The 17105-nt window shown below is 63.5% G+C and carries 15 protein-coding genes; 6 read left to right on the forward strand and 9 right to left on the reverse strand.

Features of this window, described 5'->3' with window-relative positions; genetic code table 11:
* Positions 1-41 precede the first annotated feature (41 nt).
* Positions 42-3635 (reverse strand): DNA polymerase III subunit alpha, encoded by a 3594-nt coding sequence (gene dnaE / locus C266_RS15530; RefSeq protein ID WP_036663278.1) that lies wholly within the window; start codon positions 3633-3635, stop codon positions 42-44.
* Between the two features lie 217 nt (positions 3636-3852).
* Between dnaE and C266_RS15535 the strand changes: the two genes are divergently transcribed.
* Positions 3853-4734: a sulfurtransferase gene (locus tag C266_RS15535; protein ID WP_051126361.1), complete on the forward strand. Its 882-nt coding sequence runs from the start codon at positions 3853-3855 to the stop codon at positions 4732-4734.
* Positions 4735-4742: 8 nt separating this feature from the next.
* On the forward strand, positions 4743-5681 hold the full coding sequence (gene gluQRS, locus C266_RS15540; RefSeq protein WP_036663227.1) for a tRNA glutamyl-Q(34) synthetase GluQRS: 939 nt from the start codon (positions 4743-4745) through the stop codon (positions 5679-5681).
* Between the two features lie 132 nt (positions 5682-5813).
* Here the strand turns inward: gluQRS and C266_RS15545 are convergent, their stop codons facing one another.
* The 5 genes from C266_RS15545 to C266_RS15560 form a co-directional block, all read right to left on the reverse strand.
* On the reverse strand, positions 5814-6449 hold the full coding sequence (locus C266_RS15545) for an antibiotic biosynthesis monooxygenase (protein WP_010807031.1): 636 nt from the start codon (positions 6447-6449) through the stop codon (positions 5814-5816).
* A gap of 19 nt (positions 6450-6468) precedes the next feature.
* Positions 6469-6777 carry a UBP-type zinc finger domain-containing protein gene (locus C266_RS26935; protein ID WP_010807032.1) on the reverse strand — a complete coding sequence of 103 codons (309 nt, stop codon included), beginning with the start codon at positions 6775-6777 and terminating at the stop codon, positions 6469-6471.
* An 85-nt stretch (positions 6778-6862) separates the two neighbouring features.
* On the reverse strand, positions 6863-7180 hold the full coding sequence (locus C266_RS15550; RefSeq protein WP_010807033.1) for a GNAT family N-acetyltransferase: 318 nt from the start codon (positions 7178-7180) through the stop codon (positions 6863-6865).
* Positions 7181-7516: 336 nt separating this feature from the next.
* Positions 7517-8707 (reverse strand): FAD binding domain-containing protein, encoded by a 1191-nt coding sequence (locus C266_RS15555; RefSeq protein ID WP_010807034.1) that lies wholly within the window; start codon positions 8705-8707, stop codon positions 7517-7519.
* 25 nt (positions 8708-8732) lie between these two features.
* On the reverse strand, positions 8733-9395 hold the full coding sequence (locus tag C266_RS15560) for a DsbA family oxidoreductase (protein WP_010807035.1): 663 nt from the start codon (positions 9393-9395) through the stop codon (positions 8733-8735).
* A 106-nt stretch (positions 9396-9501) separates the two neighbouring features.
* Here C266_RS15560 and C266_RS15565 point away from each other — a divergent pair, with 106 nt between their 5' ends.
* Positions 9502-10413 carry a LysR family transcriptional regulator gene (locus C266_RS15565; RefSeq protein WP_010807036.1) on the forward strand — a complete coding sequence of 304 codons (912 nt, stop codon included), beginning with the start codon at positions 9502-9504 and terminating at the stop codon, positions 10411-10413.
* A gap of 266 nt (positions 10414-10679) precedes the next feature.
* Here C266_RS15565 and C266_RS15570 read toward each other — a convergent pair whose 3' ends face one another.
* Both C266_RS15570 and C266_RS15575 read right to left on the reverse strand, forming a co-directional pair.
* Positions 10680-12179 carry a DEAD/DEAH box helicase gene (locus C266_RS15570; protein ID WP_010807037.1) on the reverse strand — a complete coding sequence of 500 codons (1500 nt, stop codon included), beginning with the start codon at positions 12177-12179 and terminating at the stop codon, positions 10680-10682.
* A gap of 268 nt (positions 12180-12447) precedes the next feature.
* Positions 12448-13521, reverse strand: coding sequence for a bile acid:sodium symporter family protein (locus tag C266_RS15575; protein ID WP_010807038.1), 1074 nt, complete (start codon positions 13519-13521; stop codon positions 12448-12450).
* Positions 13522-13731: 210 nt separating this feature from the next.
* Here C266_RS15575 and C266_RS15580 point away from each other — a divergent pair, with 210 nt between their 5' ends.
* The 3 genes from C266_RS15580 (at position 13732) to wrbA (ending at position 16044) form a co-directional block, all read left to right on the forward strand.
* A complete protein-coding gene (locus C266_RS15580) occupies positions 13732-14673 on the forward strand; it encodes a LysR family transcriptional regulator (RefSeq protein ID WP_010807039.1) in 942 nt (313 codons plus the stop codon).
* A gap of 234 nt (positions 14674-14907) precedes the next feature.
* Complete coding sequence (locus tag C266_RS15585; RefSeq protein WP_010807040.1) at positions 14908-15201, forward strand: hypothetical protein; 294 nt, start codon at positions 14908-14910, stop codon at positions 15199-15201.
* 210 nt (positions 15202-15411) lie between these two features.
* Positions 15412-16044, forward strand: a complete 633-nt coding sequence (gene wrbA / locus C266_RS15590) for an NAD(P)H:quinone oxidoreductase (protein ID WP_010807041.1) — start codon at positions 15412-15414, stop codon at positions 16042-16044.
* 58 nt (positions 16045-16102) lie between these two features.
* Here the strand turns inward: wrbA and blaOXA are convergent, their stop codons facing one another.
* Positions 16103-16954: an OXA-62 family carbapenem-hydrolyzing class D beta-lactamase gene (gene blaOXA, locus C266_RS15595; RefSeq protein ID WP_010807042.1), complete on the reverse strand. Its 852-nt coding sequence runs from the start codon at positions 16952-16954 to the stop codon at positions 16103-16105.
* Positions 16955-17105: the final 151 nt, after the last annotated feature.

Genomic DNA, 17105 nt, shown 5'->3' on the forward strand with positions numbered 1-17105 from the left:
TCGGGGCGGTGTCATGCGACGCCGGGCCACTTCGCTCGCTATCAATAGATGATCTGTACCGAGTCGGGTGTCAGCCACTGGCGAAGTTCGCCAAGCAATTCGTCGCCCGGCTGTACTTTCCAGTCGTCGCCCAAGCGTGACTCACATTCGGCGTCCGGTCGGCGGTACACGATGTGCACCGGCAAGCCGCTTTGCTTGTCATCGTCGCCGCTGCCATTGCCGTTGCCATTACGGCGACCGAAGCCTCCGCCCCCTCCTCCGCCACCGTTGAAGCCACCTCCGCCATTGAAGCCGCCCCCCCCCGAACTCGCGGTAGCCGCCACGCGGTACATCGTGCAATGCGGTTGCAGGGTGGCACGCAGGCGCGTCCAGTCTGCATTACCGTTGAACGACAGCTTGAGTGCGCGAGCGAAGCGCGCACGCGCACGGCCGAGGTCCATCAGACTTTCGGTGGTGAAACGCAAGCCGCCCGTAAAGCTGTCGGGCCGTGCATTGCCCTGCACGATCAGCAGTTCGTCCTCCTTGAAGAGGTGCTTGTTCGCCTCGAACTGCTCGTTGAAGATCGTCACTTCGAGCGTGCCCGTGCCATCGTCGAGTTGTACGATCAGCATCTTGCCGCGCTGGGTCATCATCGTGCGCAGGCTGGAAATCACCCCGGCGACAAGCCTGTCGCGCCCCTCGGAGAGATCACGGATACGCGTGCGCACGAAGCGGCGCACTTCGTCCGAGTACGAATCGAACATGTGGCCCGACAGATAGAAGCCGAGCGCCTGCTTCTCTTCCTGCAGCTTGCGCTTGTCGGTCCACGCCGGCTCATCGGCCAACTCCAGCGGCGCTTGCAGACTTTCATCACCGAGATCGAACAGGCTCACCTGATTGGCCGCAGCACTCGCTTGTTCGGCGGCTTCCATCGCCATCGGCACCGAGGCCATCAACTGCGCACGATTCTCGTGAATGCTGTCGAAGGCACCGGCGCGAATCAGCGCCTCGATCGTGCGGCGATTCACCACGCGGCGGTCGATCCGAGCGCAGAAGTCGAACAGATCGGTGAACGGCTTGCCTTCGCGGGCACGCAGAATTTCTTCGATCGCCGACTGACCGCTCCCCTTGATGGCGCCCAGGCCATAGCGCACGGTTTTCGAATCGGCCGGCTCGAAGCGATAAGCGGAAACGTTGACGTCCGGCGGCAATACGCCCAGCCCGTTGACGCTGGACAGACAGTCTTCGTAGAGAATCTTGACCTTGTCCGTGTCGTCCATGGCCAAGCTCATATTGGCGGCCATGAATTCGGCAGGATGGTGCGCCTTGAGCCAGGCGGTGTAGTACGCGAGCAGTGCGTACGCGGCCGCGTGCGACTTGTTGAAGCCGTAGCCTGCGAACTTCTCCATCAAGTCGAAGATTTCGTCCGACTTTTCACGGGTGAGTCCATTTTCGGCCGCCCCCTTCGCGAAAATCTCGCGGTGCTCGGCCATCTCCTCGGCCTTCTTCTTACCCATCGCGCGACGCAACAAGTCAGCGCCGCCGAGCGAGTAACCGCCGATGATCTGCGCCATCTGCATCACCTGCTCCTGATAGACCATGATGCCGTAGGTCTCCTGGAGCACCGGCTCGACGCGCGGATCCGGGTATTCCACCTTCTCGCGGCCGTGCTTACGGGCGCAGAAGCTCGGGATCAGGTCCATCGGGCCGGGTCGATACAACGCCACCAGCGCAATAATGTCCTCGAACCGGTCAGGCTGGGCATCCTTCAACATGCCCTGCATGCCGCGGCTTTCCAACTGGAACACGGCCACCGTGTTGGCTTTCTTGAGGATGCTGAACGCTGCAGGGTCGGTGAGCGAGACCTGATCGAGCGACCAGTCAGCCATCTCCGGGTGCAGGCGTTTGATGTAGCGCTCGGCCCAGTTCAGGATCGTGAGCGTTGTCAGCCCCAAGAAGTCGAACTTCACAAGGCCGACGGCTTCCACATCGTCCTTGTCGTACTGGCTCACCACGCCGCTGGCATCTTCGCCGCTGCCCTGGGTGTACAGCGGGCAGAAATCCGTCAGCTTGCCCGGCGCGATCAACACACCACCCGCGTGCATACCGACGTTACGCGTGAGACCCTCGACGCGTTGCGCCAACTCGATCAATTGCTTGACTTCGTCTTCGGTCTGAAAGCGCTCGGCGAGTTGCGGCTCCTCCTTGAGGGCATCGTCGATGGTGACGTGCTTGCCCGGTTTGAACGGAATCAGCTTGGAGATGCCGTCGACGAAGTTATAGCCCAGATCGAGCACACGACCGACGTCACGCACCGCCGCCTTGGCGGCCATCGAGCCGAAAGTCGCGATCTGGGAGACAGCGTCCGCCCCGTACTTTTCCTTAACGTACTGAATGACGCGATCGCGCCCATCCTGACAGAAGTCGATATCGAAGTCAGGCATCGAGACGCGTTCCGGATTCAGGAAGCGCTCGAACAGCAGGTTGTACTTGAGTGGATCGAGGTCGGTGATGCGCAACGCGTAAGCGACCAGCGAACCGGCGCCCGAACCGCGGCCCGGGCCAACGGGCACGCCGTTGTTCTTCGCCCACTGAATAAAGTCGGCCACGATCAGGAAGTAGCCGGGGAAGCCCATCTTGATGATCGTGCCGGTCTCGAAGTCGAGCCGCTTGTAATAATCGGGACGCTGCTTGTCGCGCTCCGCCTCGTCGGGGAACAACTGCGCGAGACGTGTCTCGAGCCCCTCCTTGGACAGATGCACGAGGTAGTCGTCGAGCGACATGCCGTCCGGCGTGGGAAAGAGCGGCAGCTTCGGCTTGCCGAGTTCAAGCGTCAGGTTGCAGCGCTTGGCGATCTCGACGGTATTGGCCAGCGCGGAGGGCACATCCTCGAACGCGGCGAGCATGTCGTCCTGCGTCCGAAAACTCTGGTCCTGCGTGAAACGGCGCACACGGCGTGCGTTGCCCAGCATCTCACCTTCCGAAATACACACGCGTGCTTCGTGCGCGGTGAAATCGTCGGCCGTCATGAACTGGATCGGATGCGTGGCAACGACGGGCAGCCCGGCTTTCGCCGCCAACTGCACCGCCTGTTGCACGTAGGTCTCCATACCCGCCTGACCAGTGCGCTGCAACTCGATATAAAACCCGCCCGGGAACACCCTCGCCCAGTGCTTCGCGCATTGCAGCGCCAGCTCGGGATTGCCTGCCGCCAGCGCGGCGCCGATATCGCCCATCTGCGCGCCGGAGAGCGCCAGCAGACCGCGCGCGAGCCCGTCGGCCTGAAGCCACGACGGCTCGATCTCCGCCCGACCGCGCCACTGATTGCCGAGCCACGCCTTGGACAGCAACTGACACAGGTTCAGATAGCCTTCCTTGTCGCGCGCAAGGAGCAACAGTCGCGACGGCTTGTCGCGATCGGCCGGATTCGTGATCCAGGCGTCGCAGCCGATGATCGGCTTGACGCCCTTGCCGCGGGCTTCCTTGTAGAAACGGATGGCGCCGAACATGTTCGCGAGGTCGGTCAGCGCGAGCGCGCCCTGACCGTCCTTGGCGGCGGCCTTGACGACGTCGTCGAGCCGCACGATGCCATCGGCGATCGAGTATTCGGAATGGAGACGGAGGTGGACGAAGCGAGGTTCTGACATGGGCGGTATTGTAACGCGCCGCCCCCGCATAGCGGGCTTCGCTTCACGAAACGTCCGGCGTTTCCCCGCATTTCGGATACCTCCGGGCAGGCACTAGGAATTTTTCCGTATCGGACCTGAGATGCCGTCCGATTTGGCGAAATCCGGTGTCAAATCAAAGTGCTTCGGGGCCGAATCGGCGATAATGGCGGTTTATTGCTTCACGCTTTTGCGAAATCTTGTTGCCATGTCTATCGTCAATATCGCTGCGTACAAGTTCGTCACGCTCGACGACATCGCGACCCTGCGTCCGGCCCTGCTCGAACGCTGTCAGGCGCTCGACCTGAAGGGCACCATCCTCCTCGCACCGGAGGGCATCAACCTGTTTCTGGCGGGTTCGCGCGAGGCGATCGACGCCTTCCTCGCCGGTTTGCGCGCCGACGCCCGGTTTGCCGATCTCACGGTCAAGGAAAGCCTCTCGGAGACACAGCCGTTCCGCCGGATGCTGGTGCGCCAGAAGAAAGAGATCATCACGATGAAGATGCCGGTCATCAAGCCGGCAGACGGCCGTGCGCCCGGTGTCGACCCTGCCACGCTCAAACGCTGGCTAGATGCCGGCCAGGACGACGAAGGCCGCCCGGTCGTGATGCTCGACACGCGTAATGACTTCGAGATCGATGTCGGCACGTTCGACGATGCCATCGACTATCGCCTGACGAAGTTCTCGGAATTCCCCGACGTCATCGCCGCACACCGTGAAGACTTCGAGGGCAAGACGATCGTGTCTTTCTGCACCGGCGGCATTCGTTGCGAGAAGGCGGCGATCTACATGCGCGATATCGGGCTTGAACACACGTATCAGCTCGACGGCGGCATTCTCAAGTACTTCGAGGACGTGGGCGGTGCGCACTATCAGGGCGACTGCTTCGTGTTTGACTATCGCACGGCACTCACCCCCGACCTCGCACCATCGACGACCAAGCAGTGCTTCGCCTGCCGTGCCGTGGTGACAGCTGCGGATCAGCAAAGCCCCGATTACGTCGAAGGCGAGCATTGCCCCGCGTGCGTCGGCAGCCGGCCCGCCGCCAACGCGCCGGAAAGCACCGTCACCGCCACCACGTCCGCCTGAGCACGCCGGTGGCCCACGCTTCGGCGCACGACGCCACGCCGCCCGCCGCCGACCCTGCCCCCCGTTATCGAGGGCGTTTCGCGCCCTCGCCGACCGGGCCGCTGCATCGCGGCTCGCTCGTTACCGCGCTGGCCAGTTGGCTGGACGCCCGAGCGCATGACGGTGTCTGGATCGTCCGCATGGAAGACCTGGACGAACCGAGATGTGTGCCAGGCGCGGCCGAAGACATTCTCGCCACCCTGACGCGCCTGGGCCTGCATTCGGATGAGCCCGTCGTCTGGCAAAGCCAGCGGCACGGCCTGTATGAACAGGCGCTCGCCTCGCTCACGGCTCTCGGACTGGTATATCCCTGCGGTTGCACGCGACGCGAAATCGCCGACTCGCTCACGCGCGTGCATGCCCGTCACAGCACGCTCGCCTATCCTGGCACCTGCCGCGACGGCCTGCACGGCAAGACGGCACGCGCGTGGCGTCTGCGGGTGCCGGACGGCGACGCGGCCCGCATGCGCTTCGAAGATCGCTGGATGGGCACGCAAACGCAGGATCTGGCAACGGAGGTCGGCGACTTCGTGCTCAAGCGCGCCGATGGTCAGTGGGCGTACCAGTTGGCCGTGGTCGTCGACGATCAGGCGCAAGGCATCACCGATATCGTGCGTGGCGAAGATTTGCTGGACTCGACGGCACGTCAAATCTATCTGCAAGCCTGCCTCGGTGCGCCGACGCCGCGCTATCTGCACGTACCGCTGGTCATGGCCGACGACGGCGAGAAGCTGAGCAAGCAGAACGGCGCGGCGCCGCTCGTTCTGGATACGCCTGACGCCGTGCTTGCCGCCCTCAAGGACGCCGCCACGCATCTCGGCTTACCGGCGTCGCTCGCCAACGTCTCTCACCGCGAGGACTTCTACGCCGCTGCAACGCAGGCATGGCGCGAGCAGCGCGGGCGCTGAAACCCCACCCCTCGCCATTGCGCTCTCCCAATGAAACTCGCAAGCTCGCGCTCGCAGAAGCCGATGCTCGCGTTCATGAGCGATGCACGCAGGCTCATCGTGCCAGGTCGTTGGCGCAACGATGCGTCCCGCTCATTCATACAGCCAGCGCGCCACCCTCCGAGTGATGCGCGGCATAAGGACATAGGTCATCAGTCCCACCACAGCGGCGGCCACCGCCAAGTGTTCCAGGAAGGTATTGCCGAGCCAGGGCCACCATTGCGCCAGCCAGCGAACCGGAATCGGCACCAGCATCGTGAGCGGGAAGATCACTGACAGCGTCAGCAGGAACTGCTTGTAGCGCTTGGCTGGCTTCTGTCCCGGCTCCGGGTGGAACCAGAACTCCAGCCCCGTGACTGTCTGGCGCTGCTCGTCGCGCGACAGCAAGGGCATCACCTCGCCCAGCAACGTCTGCCGCGCAGCCGACTGGAACCAGTCCTCCGCATGCGGCAGCGAGTCGAAGCGCAGGGTCACAGTGTAGAGCGTAGCGCCGGGCGCGGGACGGATGATGAGCACGCCGCGGTGCCCCGGGAAGCGCTCTGCGATGGGCACGACGCGCTTGAGCCACTGCTCGTAGGCTGCGACGGCCTCGGGGCGCACATGGTGCCGGATGACTGCCGTCACGCTCTCCGGGTGCGGCAGGCTGCGGGCCGACAGGTCGTCGAGCGAGGCCTTGCGCAGCGAGGGGTCGCGCGGCTCGACGGACGGGGGGGCTTCTTCAGGGTGCATGAAAATCTCTTCGGGTCGTTCAGACGAAACGCGGGATAGGTCCATTCTGTGGCGTCGTGTCGTCGCCCAGATCCAGCATGACGCGGTCAACGTAGCACCAGCCCCACCCCTCGGGTGGGTCATAGCCCTCGATGATAGGGTGGCGGGTCTCGTGGTAGTGCGCACTGGCGTGGCGGTTGGGCGAGTCGTCGCAACACCCCACGTGGCCGCAGGTGCGGCACAGCCGCAAATGCACCCAGGGACTGCCGGACTTCAGGCATTCCTCACAACCCAGTGCACTGGGCGTGACGCGGTGGATGCTGGCGGTATGAGTGCAGCGACGGGGCATGGCGACTCTCCTCAAAAGGTTGCAAGGTGCTGGTGGATGAAAGCCACGGCCATAGCGCCTTCACCGACGGCCGATGCGGCGCGCTTCAGAGACCGAGCAAGGCACGGCCTTCGTCGGCCAGTAAATCATGCGTCTCGGGGTGCGCGCGCATGTAGGCCGCGAATACAGGGCATTGCGGAACGACGCGCAGACCACGCTCGCGCGCGGAGGCCAGCCCCGCCAGCACCAGTTGGCGCGCAATGCCCTGCCCCTGCAGCGCCTCGGGCACCAGGGTGTGGACGAAGGTGATGACATTGCCCTCCAGCGAGTAGATGGCAACCGCACGCTCGCCTTGCGACACGTACTCGAAGCGATGCTTCGCAGGGTTGTCCTGAACCGAAGGGGGCGTGGAGGAAGTGGTCATGGTAAGTCCTTGATGTGGGGTGCGGCAGTTCAGGTACCGACCACGAGGCCAACGGCACCGATCACCAGCGTCTACGGTACACCGATTTTCTGCGCCATGAGGCGCCAGTCCATGCTGCCAGCGGTCATCGTGCCGTTGAATACCGTGAGGTACACAGTCGGCCTCGCCCACGCACCCAGTTCGGCAGAACGGCCTGGAAGCCCAACCCGAACTCGATGCCGCCGACGACCAGCAGCCACTGCTGTGTGCCCGGCGAAATGAACATTGGAACAGTGCCAAGCCCATTGCAGCAGACGACGCCACCGCCAGGACCGCGCTCAAGACAAGACATGGCGTTCACGCCGGGAAAGTTGCAGTGGAGGCGGTGTCCGACGCAGCAATGCGCATGATCTGGTTGCCCAAGCGCACACCCCAGTCGGTCATGGCAATGCCTTCACTCAGTTGTCCCGCCTGCCAGGCCGCCAGTGCGGCATCGATGTCCGTGCTCGTGCTGTCACGCAGCGCCGTCGCCAGCGCCACCGCATTGGCGGCGGCTTTCGCGGTGCCGCCGGCAGTGTGCGGACGGGGCACGAAAGCCGCGTCGCCCAGCAGGACCGCCCGGCCCGACACCATGCGCGGAGCCTGCAAATCAAGAATTGCCTGCAGGAAAGGATCCAGCGTGGCCGCGACGAGTTGCTGGAACTGTGGCGCGAGCTGTTCACGCGATTGCTGATGCAGCCAGGCTGCATCAGCATCCTTCACGGTGCCGGGCGGCAGGGAAAACGCGTGGCGCACGCCGTGGCGGTCGGTCAGCAGGCGCGACAGTGCATCGTCCTGCGGCACCTTCACGTACCAAACCCAGTTCCAGCGGCGTCGGCCAGGCGCCGTCGCCTCGTCCTCGCCGGGCACCAGGTAAGCGAGCAGCAGGTGATCCGGGCCTTGCTGGAAGGCGAAGTTGCCGCGCAGCACGTCCGCGGCTTCTCCGGTCAGGGCGCCCTCTTCGAGCAGACCGCGCCATGCTACGTAGCCCGCATAACGGGGTGCGAGACCGGGCAGCATTTGCTGCCGCACAGCCGAGCGCGCGCCGTCCGCACCGATGAGCAGGTCGCCCGTTTCCACGCGCCCGTTGGCGAAGTGGGCATGAATGCGCTCGCCGTCCTGCTCGAATCGCATGAACTGCTCGCCATGGTGATAGGCCGAGGCGGGCAAGTGGCGCTTCATCGCGGCATACAGCATGCTCCACGAGGTCTGCGTCTGCGGCATCCAGGTGCGCTGCACCACCTCACCGCTACGGTCCAGGAAGATTCGGTCACCCGAGCGCACGCCCAGTTGTCTCTGCGTCTTAACGCCCGCGAACTGGAACGCGCGCACCACGTCGCCCTGCAGCACGATGCCGCCGCCACGACTGTCAAGCTCGTGAGGGGAGCGCTCGAAGATATCGACCTGCCAGCCGATGGCTTGCAAGGCCGTGGCGGTGAACAGGCCGCCGACGGAGCCGCCGATGATGATGGCGCGGGGTGAGTTGCGATCGGAATGTATGACTGGCATGGGGGGGTCTCCTCAGGTGGGCGTCTCAAACGGCAGGCACTACGGCGCATTGCGCAGCGGCTTGCCGAAGCGCTTGTATTAGGGTCGAGGAAGGCTGTGCGCCGCTGATGGACGTGTTGCCGATACGCAAGGTGGGCACTGAGCGCACACCGTTGGCTTGCGCCTGGCGTTCCGCTGCCACGACCTCGCGCTCCCCGGCCGGTGAGTCCAGGAAGTCGCGAGCCTCCTTCGCATCGAAGCCAGCCTGCCCCGCCAACGTGGCCAATACGTCGGCCTTGCCAATGTCCCGCCCCTCGGAGAAGTAGGCGTGGAACACGGATTCGAAAAGCGCCTCAGTCCTGGCGGCGTCGCCCCGACGGGTGGCGTAGACCATTAGCCGATGGGCCAGGCGCGTGTTTGGCGTCATGGTTACGCGGTCGTAGTGAAATGCGACGCCCGCGTGCTGGCCGGCCAGGGTCACGTCGGCATCCATCGCCTGCGAGCGTGCCCAACTGCCGAACTTGGCGCTGCGGTAGGCCTTCCGGTCTGCGCCTTCCTTCGGCATCCCAGGGTTGAGTTCATAGGGCACGTAGCGGATAGAGACCGCTGTGTCCGGCATCTGCGCCAGGGCCGCTTGCAGATGCCGGCGGCCGATCCAGCACCAGGGGCAGATGAAGTCGTAGGTGATTTGAATCTCGACGGACGGCATGGTGAAAATCCTTGCGTTGGTGTTGTCGTGAGATTAGGCTTTGCGCTGGCTAATGAGAATTCTTTGAATTTGCAACGTGAAATTGCAAAAAACGCAAAGATAGAAGATGAACAAATTGCAAGCTCTGCGCGCCTTCGTGGACGTGGCGGAATCGGGCGGCTTCTCCAAAGCTGCGCGGCGGCTGGGTGTGGCCACGTCGTCGGTGACCCGGTTGATCGATGGCCTGGAGGCGTCGCTGGGCGCGGCGCTGCTGACCCGCTCCACACGTCGCGTGACGCTCACCGATGCAGGCGCGGCCTACCTGGAGCAAGTTTCACAGGTGCTGTCCGATCTTGACGAGGCCGACGGCAGCGTGTCGGATGCGGGAGGGGAAGCGGTCGGCCCGCTGCGAGTATCGCTGCCGGTCACGTTCGCGCGCGTGTGTCTGGCGCCGCACATTCCGGGCTTCCTGCGCGAACACCCGCGCGTGTCGCTGGATCTGGTGCTTTCCGATGCCTACGCCGATCTCGCCGCCGAGCGCATCGACGTAGCAGTACGCATCGGCGCTCCGGCCAATCAGCCCCAGCTCATCGTGCGCCATCTGGCCGAGCATCGCCGCTACGTTGTCGCCAGTCACGGGTATCTGGAGCAGCGTGGGATGCCGGCTTCGCCCGCAGAATTGAGCGCGCACGAGTGCCTGCGCTTCGCCTATCAGGCCGGGCCGCAGCGTTGGTCATTCCGGCAGGGCAGCACCGTGCAGCATGTGGAAATTCAGGGGCGCTTGGCGGCCAACAGCGCGGATATGCTGCGCGAGGCCGTGCTGGACGATCTGGGCGTTGCACTGCTGGCCGAATGGCTGGTGCAGGAAGAGGTGCGCGCAGGGCGCCTGCGGCGACTGTTCGAAGACTACGAGATCAATCCGCAGGACCAGTCCATCAGCGTGCATGCGGCCTATCTGCCGAACCGGCGCCATTCCAGGAAGGTGCATGCATTCCTGGATTTCCTCGCCGGGCATCTGGCGAAGGTCTCAGCAGGCTAATGCTCCCCGGGCGGGGCACATCGCCCTTGGCGCCATGAGATGAATGGATGAGCGCGAAAGCGACACTGGGCTTTTTCGGCCTCAAACAAGAGTGAGGACATCATCGAGCAGACAGCCTTCCCATGCGGTGCGCGCCCATGATGTTGGCATGTCTCATCTCGGGCGTCGCACCGTCAATCCGGCAAGCGCCAATATGAAAAAAGCCAGCGTAATTACGCTGGCTTTTCGCTTTCAACGCGCCACAACCATGCCGCGGCAGGTCGGTTTCAGGTGCCGGCCTTGCGGGGGAAGCCCGCGAGCAGGGCAGCCACCTGGCGCTTCGGGGCCTTTTCAGGCAGCGCACCAAAAGCAGTCGGTGCCGCCGATTCCTGCAACGAGCGGCTGTCGCGTTGCGAGTCAATCGCCGACGGCGACGGTTCGTACGGCTTGTAGAAAAATTCGTCTTCCGGGCGAACACGACGCGGCGCGGAATTGCCACCACGGCTGGCGCGCAGGCCATCGTGACGGCCATGACGCTCGCTCCGGTCGCTGCGTTCCGAGCGATCCGTACGCTCACTACGATCGTAGCGATCGCCATTACGGTCGTCACGCGAACGGCTGCGACGCTCCATCACCAGTTCACCGCGCTTGAGTTCGCGCTTGATCAGCTTCTCGATTTCCACGAGTTGCTTGCGCTCGTCCGGTGCGCACAGCGAGATCGCCTCGCCCGACGCGCCCGCGCGGCCCGTACGGCCAATACGGTGCACGTAGTCTTCCGGGTTATACGGCAGGTCGTAGTTGATCACGCCCGGCAGATCGGTGATGTCCAGCCCACGCGCGGCGACATCGGTCGCCACCAGTGCGCGGATACCGCCTTGCTTGAACGCTTCGAGGGCTTGCATGCGCTCGTTCTGCGACTTGTCGCCGTGAATGGCGGCCGTCACGATACCCTCTCGCTCCAACTGGCGCGCCAGACGGCTCGCACCGACCTTGCTGTTGACGAACACGATGACCTGCTTGAGGTCGCGTTCGTTCAGAATCTGCACCACGGCGGCGCGCTTGTCGTCTTCGTCCACCTCGTAGACGACCTGCTCGACCTTATCGGCCGTTGCATTACGACGTGCGACTTCGATGGTGACCGGATTCGAGAGATAGCTCGATGCGAGCTTCTTGATGTCGTTCGAGAACGTGGCCGAGAACAGCAGCGTCTGGCGCTGTTTCGGAAGCAAATTCAGAATGCGCTGCAAATCCGGCAGGAAGCCCATGTCCAGCATGCGGTCGGCTTCGTCGAGCACGAGCATCCTGACCTGGCTCAGATTCACCGTCTTCTGTTCGACGTGATCGAGCAAGCGGCCCGGCGTCGCGATCAGAATTTCGACGCCGCGTCGCAGCGCATCCTTTTGCGGATTCATGTCGACGCCACCGAACACCACCGTATTGCGCAACGGTGTATGCATTGCGTAGGCACGCACATTATCGGCGACCTGATCGGCGAGTTCGCGTGTCGGCGTGAGAATCAGCGCACGCACCGGATGCCGCGCGGGCGATGCACTCGTGTTGGCCTCGGGCAGCAGGCGCTGGATGATCGGTAGCGAGAAGCTGGCAGTCTTGCCCGTCCCCGTTTGCGCGGCACCCATGACGTCGCGCCCGGACAGCACGACCGGAATGGCTTGTGCCTGAATCGGTGTCGGTTGGGTGTAGCCCTGCTCGGCGATGGCCCGCAAGATGTCCGCATGTAGCCCGAAGCTATCGAAGCCGGGGGTCGGAACAGCATTTACATCAGCCATGATGAAGGGACATCTCTTTTAAAAAACGGGGGCCGCCACGCGGAAGGATTCCGCATCAAAGCTCACTCGCGAAGATTCAAGGGGCGCTGTGCGCCATGCTCGGGGCTGGCGCGAGAGGGGCCTGTCGAGGGACAGATGCGTCGGGCGCCGCCGGACCAGGGTGGTCGTCAAGAAGCGAAACAACCGCAATTCTAGCACTTGCGCACGACCAACGTGTGACAGCGGCCCTCGGCAGCATGCGGGGCCGTGTTTTGCCGCGAGTTCTCTCTCAATGGCCCGCCCCTGCCTTGGCGCTGCTGTCGGGCTTGCCATCGGGAACGGGAACAGCCGGCTTGGCCGCCCCGGCCTTCGCGCTCTTGCCCGCCTGCGCCGCACGCTGACGATCGGCGTAACGTTGCGCGAGCACTGCGCAAACCATCAATTGCATCTGATGGAACAACATGAGCGGCAACACGATCGCGCCAAGCGGGCCGGTCGCGAACAGCACCTTGGCCATCGGAATACCGCTCGCGAGGCTCTTCTTCGAGCCGCAGAAGACAATGGTGATCTCGTCTTCACGCGAAAAACCGAGCCAGCGGGCGGAATACGTGGTCACGGCCAGCATGATGGCGAGAATCACCGCGCAGCAACCCAGCAGGCCGAGCAGCGCCAGCGGCGGAATCTGATGCCACAACCCCGTGTTCACCGCCTCGCTGAACGCCGTGTAGACCACCAGCAGAATCGAGCCTTGATCGACGATCTTGAGCAGCGCGCGATTGCGCTCGACCCATTTGCCGATCGCCCTGCGCGAGAGTTGACCCGCAATGAACGGCACCAGCAGTTGCAGCATGATGTTGCCGATCGAGTCGAACGGCGATGTGCCGGCATTGCCATCGTGATGGATGACGATCAGGCCGACGAGCACCGGCGTGATGAAGATGCCGAACAGGCTCGACGCCGACGCACTGCATACCGCAGCGGGCACGTTGCCACGGGCAATCGAGGTGAACGCAATGGCCGACTGCACCGTGGCCGGCAGCGTGCACAGGAAGAGAATGCCGAGATATAGCTCCGGCGTGACCATCCACGAAAGCAGTGGCTTGAGCGCCACGCCGACGATCGGGAAAATCACGAACGTGCTGGCGAACACCAGCAGATGCAGACGCCAGTGCGTCGCACCGGCGAGCACCGCCTCACGCGAGAGTTTCGCGCCGTGCAGAAAAAACAATGCGGCAATTGCCACGTTGGTGAGCAGGTTGAACGCAACTTTGCCCTCGCCGTGCGCCGGCAGGAGGCTGGCGAGCCCAACGGTCGCCACAAGCATCAACGTGAAATTGTCGGGAAGAAAACGCGGTCTGGCCATCGTCAATCTCGGATACGTCAAAAAAGACAAAGCCCGTTCGCAGGACACGGGACGCGGCGGCATGTCGGCCGCCAGCGAGATCGTCAGTCGATCGGCGGGCGATCGAAAGTGACCGGAAGTGTGCGCTCGCGATACGGGTTTTCACGTATTAGAACGCAAGGGCAGTTAAAATACAAATTCATTTAAAAAATTCATTCATACCAAAGACGCATGAATATCTCACTGCGCCAGCTCAAGGTGTTCCTCGCAGTGGCCGAACACGGCAGTTTCAGCCGGGCCGGCGAGGACATCGGCCTCACCCAGCCGGCCGTGAGCCGTTGTATCCGCGAATTGGAACAAGAACTCGGACTCAAGCTTGTGGACCGCACCACGCGGGAAGTCACGCTGACCGAAGTGGGCGCTAGCCTCTCGGCAACGCTCGCCCGGGTGCTGGACGAGCTGGAGAGCGCCCTGCGCGATACGCACGGTCTGGCCGAAGAGCGTCGCGGACGGGTACGCGTGGCCAGCGCGCCCACGATCTCGGCCAATCTGATGCCCGAGTGCATTTCGGCCTGCGCAGCCCGCTACCCGGACATCACGCTCATGCTGCGCGATCAGGTCCAGACGCTCGCGACCGACAGCGTGCGGCACGGCGAGGTCGATTTCGGCGTCATCGTGGCGTCGGAAGGCACGGACGATCTCGTTGGCGAGCCCATCATGGTCGAGCCGTTCCTCGTGGTATGCGACCGCTCACATCGCTTCGCGAAGCAGGCGCAAGTGACGTGGAAGGAACTCAATGGCGAGAAGCTGGTGCTGCTCGACTACGCGTCGGGCAGCCGGCCACTGATCGACCGGGCGCTGGCCGAACATGGCGCCTATTGTCAGGTGGCGCAGGAAGTCGGCCATGCCATCACCGTCTTCCGCATGGTCGAAGCCGGTATCGGCATCAGCATCATGCCGGCTCTGGCGCTCCCTGCCATGCCAGGGCGACCGGAAAACGGCGGAAGCCTGGTCGCCCTGCCGCTGGTACCGCAACTCGACCGCACCATCATGCTCGTGCGCCGCAAGAACCGCACGCTCTCCCCCGCAGCACAGTCCGTCTGGGAGTTGATCCAGCAATTCACCGCCAACACGCCACACGCACTTGCCAGCCAAACGGCAGGCAAACCCTGACAAGATGGGAGATACCGCGCGATGCCAAAGTTTTCGTGAGCATTGCGCGAAATTCAGCACAATAAACGGACGTGCGATTCGCTGACGGCGCACGAAGTGAGTGAGTGCCTGCTACAATTCTTATGCGTCGACTTCCCCCCAAAGTGCACGACAGTGCTATCCGGCATCTGCCTTGCCATCGTGCCTCGACGACATGCCCGCGCCCTGCGGGCATTGTGTTTCCTGTGTGGCGTCATGGACTTGTTCATCAAATACTTCAGCCCGCTGTGGCTCTTTCACGCGGCCGCCGATCTGTCCTTCTGGCAGCGGCATCAACTCGACGCACGGATGCGTATCGTGAGCCGCTTCATGTGGCGCTATGTCATGCGCTGGTGTGTCGTGAGCGCCGTGCTGATCGTACCTGCTGCGGTACTGGCGCATGGCCTTGCCGCCATCGGACTCGCGCTGGCGGGCGGCGTGTCGGCGAGCGTCACGGTACTGATGGCGGCACTTGCCCTGGGCTGCCTCATCGGCTCGCGTCTGCGTTAAGCGGCGCGCGCCGACGCCAGCCCCCACCAAGGTCCCGGCCATCTCCGGGTGAACACTGCGACATCCTCACTGCGGCAAATCGTCTCGTTACTTGCCCGGCGACCGACGGACTCGACGTTTCGTCATGCGTGTCGGCTATGATGGAAAAGCTTGCCTCGCGTGGCAAACCGCCCGCGCCGCCGGCATCCTTCGACCCCAAAGGAGATTCTCATGGCCAACGCCAAAATCCTGGTGGTGTTCTATAGCATGTACGGGCACATCTACAAGATGGCCGAGGCGGTCGCCGAAGGCGCACGCAGCGTCGCCGGCGCCGATGTCACCGTGATGCAAGTCCCTGAACTGGTGCCTGACGACGTTCTCGAGAAGAGCGGCGCGAAAGCCGCGCGTGCCGCGTTCGCAAGCGTGCCCGTCGCCCGCGTCGATCAACTTGCCGATTACGACGCCATCATCTTCGGCACCCCGACCCGCTTCGGCAACATGACCGCGCAGATGCGCAACTTCCTCGATCAGACCGGCGGCCTCTGGGCCAAGGGCTCGCTCGTGGGCAAGGTCGGCAGTGTATTTGCCAGCACGGCAACGCAGCACGGGGGCCAGGAAACAACGATCACGAGTTTTCACTCCACACTGCTGCACCACGGCATGGTCATCGTCGGCGTGCCGTACACCGAGCCGGGCCTCACTAATATGACGGAAATTACCGGCGGCACGCCCTACGGCGCGACCACGCTCGCCGCAGGCGACGGTTCGCGACAGCCCAGCCAGAACGAACTGAAGATTGCGAAGACGCAAGGCCGTCATGTGGCGGAAATCGCTGCCGCTCTCAAACACGGACGCGCGCTGTAAATCGCATCCATCGCGCGGACGCGGCGCCTGCCGGCGTGCGCGCCGCGCGATTTCCCGCTCAGATCAACTGCAGACGCTTCAGCACGGCTCGCACAATACGCGCGCGCTTGGGCGCATCGGCGTCGTCCTTCAGATCGATGTTCAGCGCCACGCTCGTGATGTTGCCGTCGCGCTCGATCCAGCCCACCCACCAGCCGATATCCGGCTTCTTGTCGACAAACCAGCCCGTCTTGCCGTGCAACACGTAGTCGGGATTGGCTTCGACAATCGACATCTGACGCACGATGTCCTGCGAGCGCGCCGAGAACGGCAGCGTTCCGCGCGCAAGACGTTGTAGGAAATCGACTTGCTCGCGCGCCGAGATCTGTAGGCTGTCGTCGATCCAATAGGCGTCGGCAGCGCGTCCGATGGTGTGGTTCCCGTAACCGGCCTCGTTGAGCTTGGCCTGCGCGAACTGACGCGCAATCTTGTGCGAGACAATCTGATAGCACGGCAGGCACGACACGCGAAACGCCGTGCGCAAATCCATCGCCGCATTCCAGTTTTTCATCCGGCGAGGCTTGCCATCCCAGGGAATGATCTCGCGCTCGTTGTCGAGCGCGCCCGACTCTAGCGCAAGCAAGCTGTTGAATATCTTGTACGTCGACGCAGGCGACATCCGCCGCTCGGCGCGTGCCGTGTCGAACGCCTGATACGTCTGCGTGCGCCCGTCGAGCACCACGATCGTTCCCTTCACACCTTCCGCGTCGAAAAGCTTGCCCCAGTCGGCACGCTCCGTCATGTGCACCGTTGCGGCCTTCGCCGGTTCCGCCGCATGCGCCGGGACAGCGAACACCATGGGAGACACAACCGCGAGCACGAGCCGCAGCCCGGATACACCACGCCGCCAGCGAGAGATCAGCTTTTTCATTTCGTTATCCTTAATTCTTGGGATGCCATGGGAATGGCGGGAACGTTGGCAGTGGCGCTGGCCTGGCGCCGGCTTCCCGGAAGCGCTTGCAGGATAGTGCGTGTTTCAACAGGTGCAAAGCAAAGCTACCGTAACCGACGTAACCGCCGTA

Origin of the sequence: Pandoraea sp. SD6-2 (assembly GCF_000389825.1) — a bacterium.
Lineage (GTDB): Bacteria > Pseudomonadota > Gammaproteobacteria > Burkholderiales > Burkholderiaceae > Pandoraea > Pandoraea communis.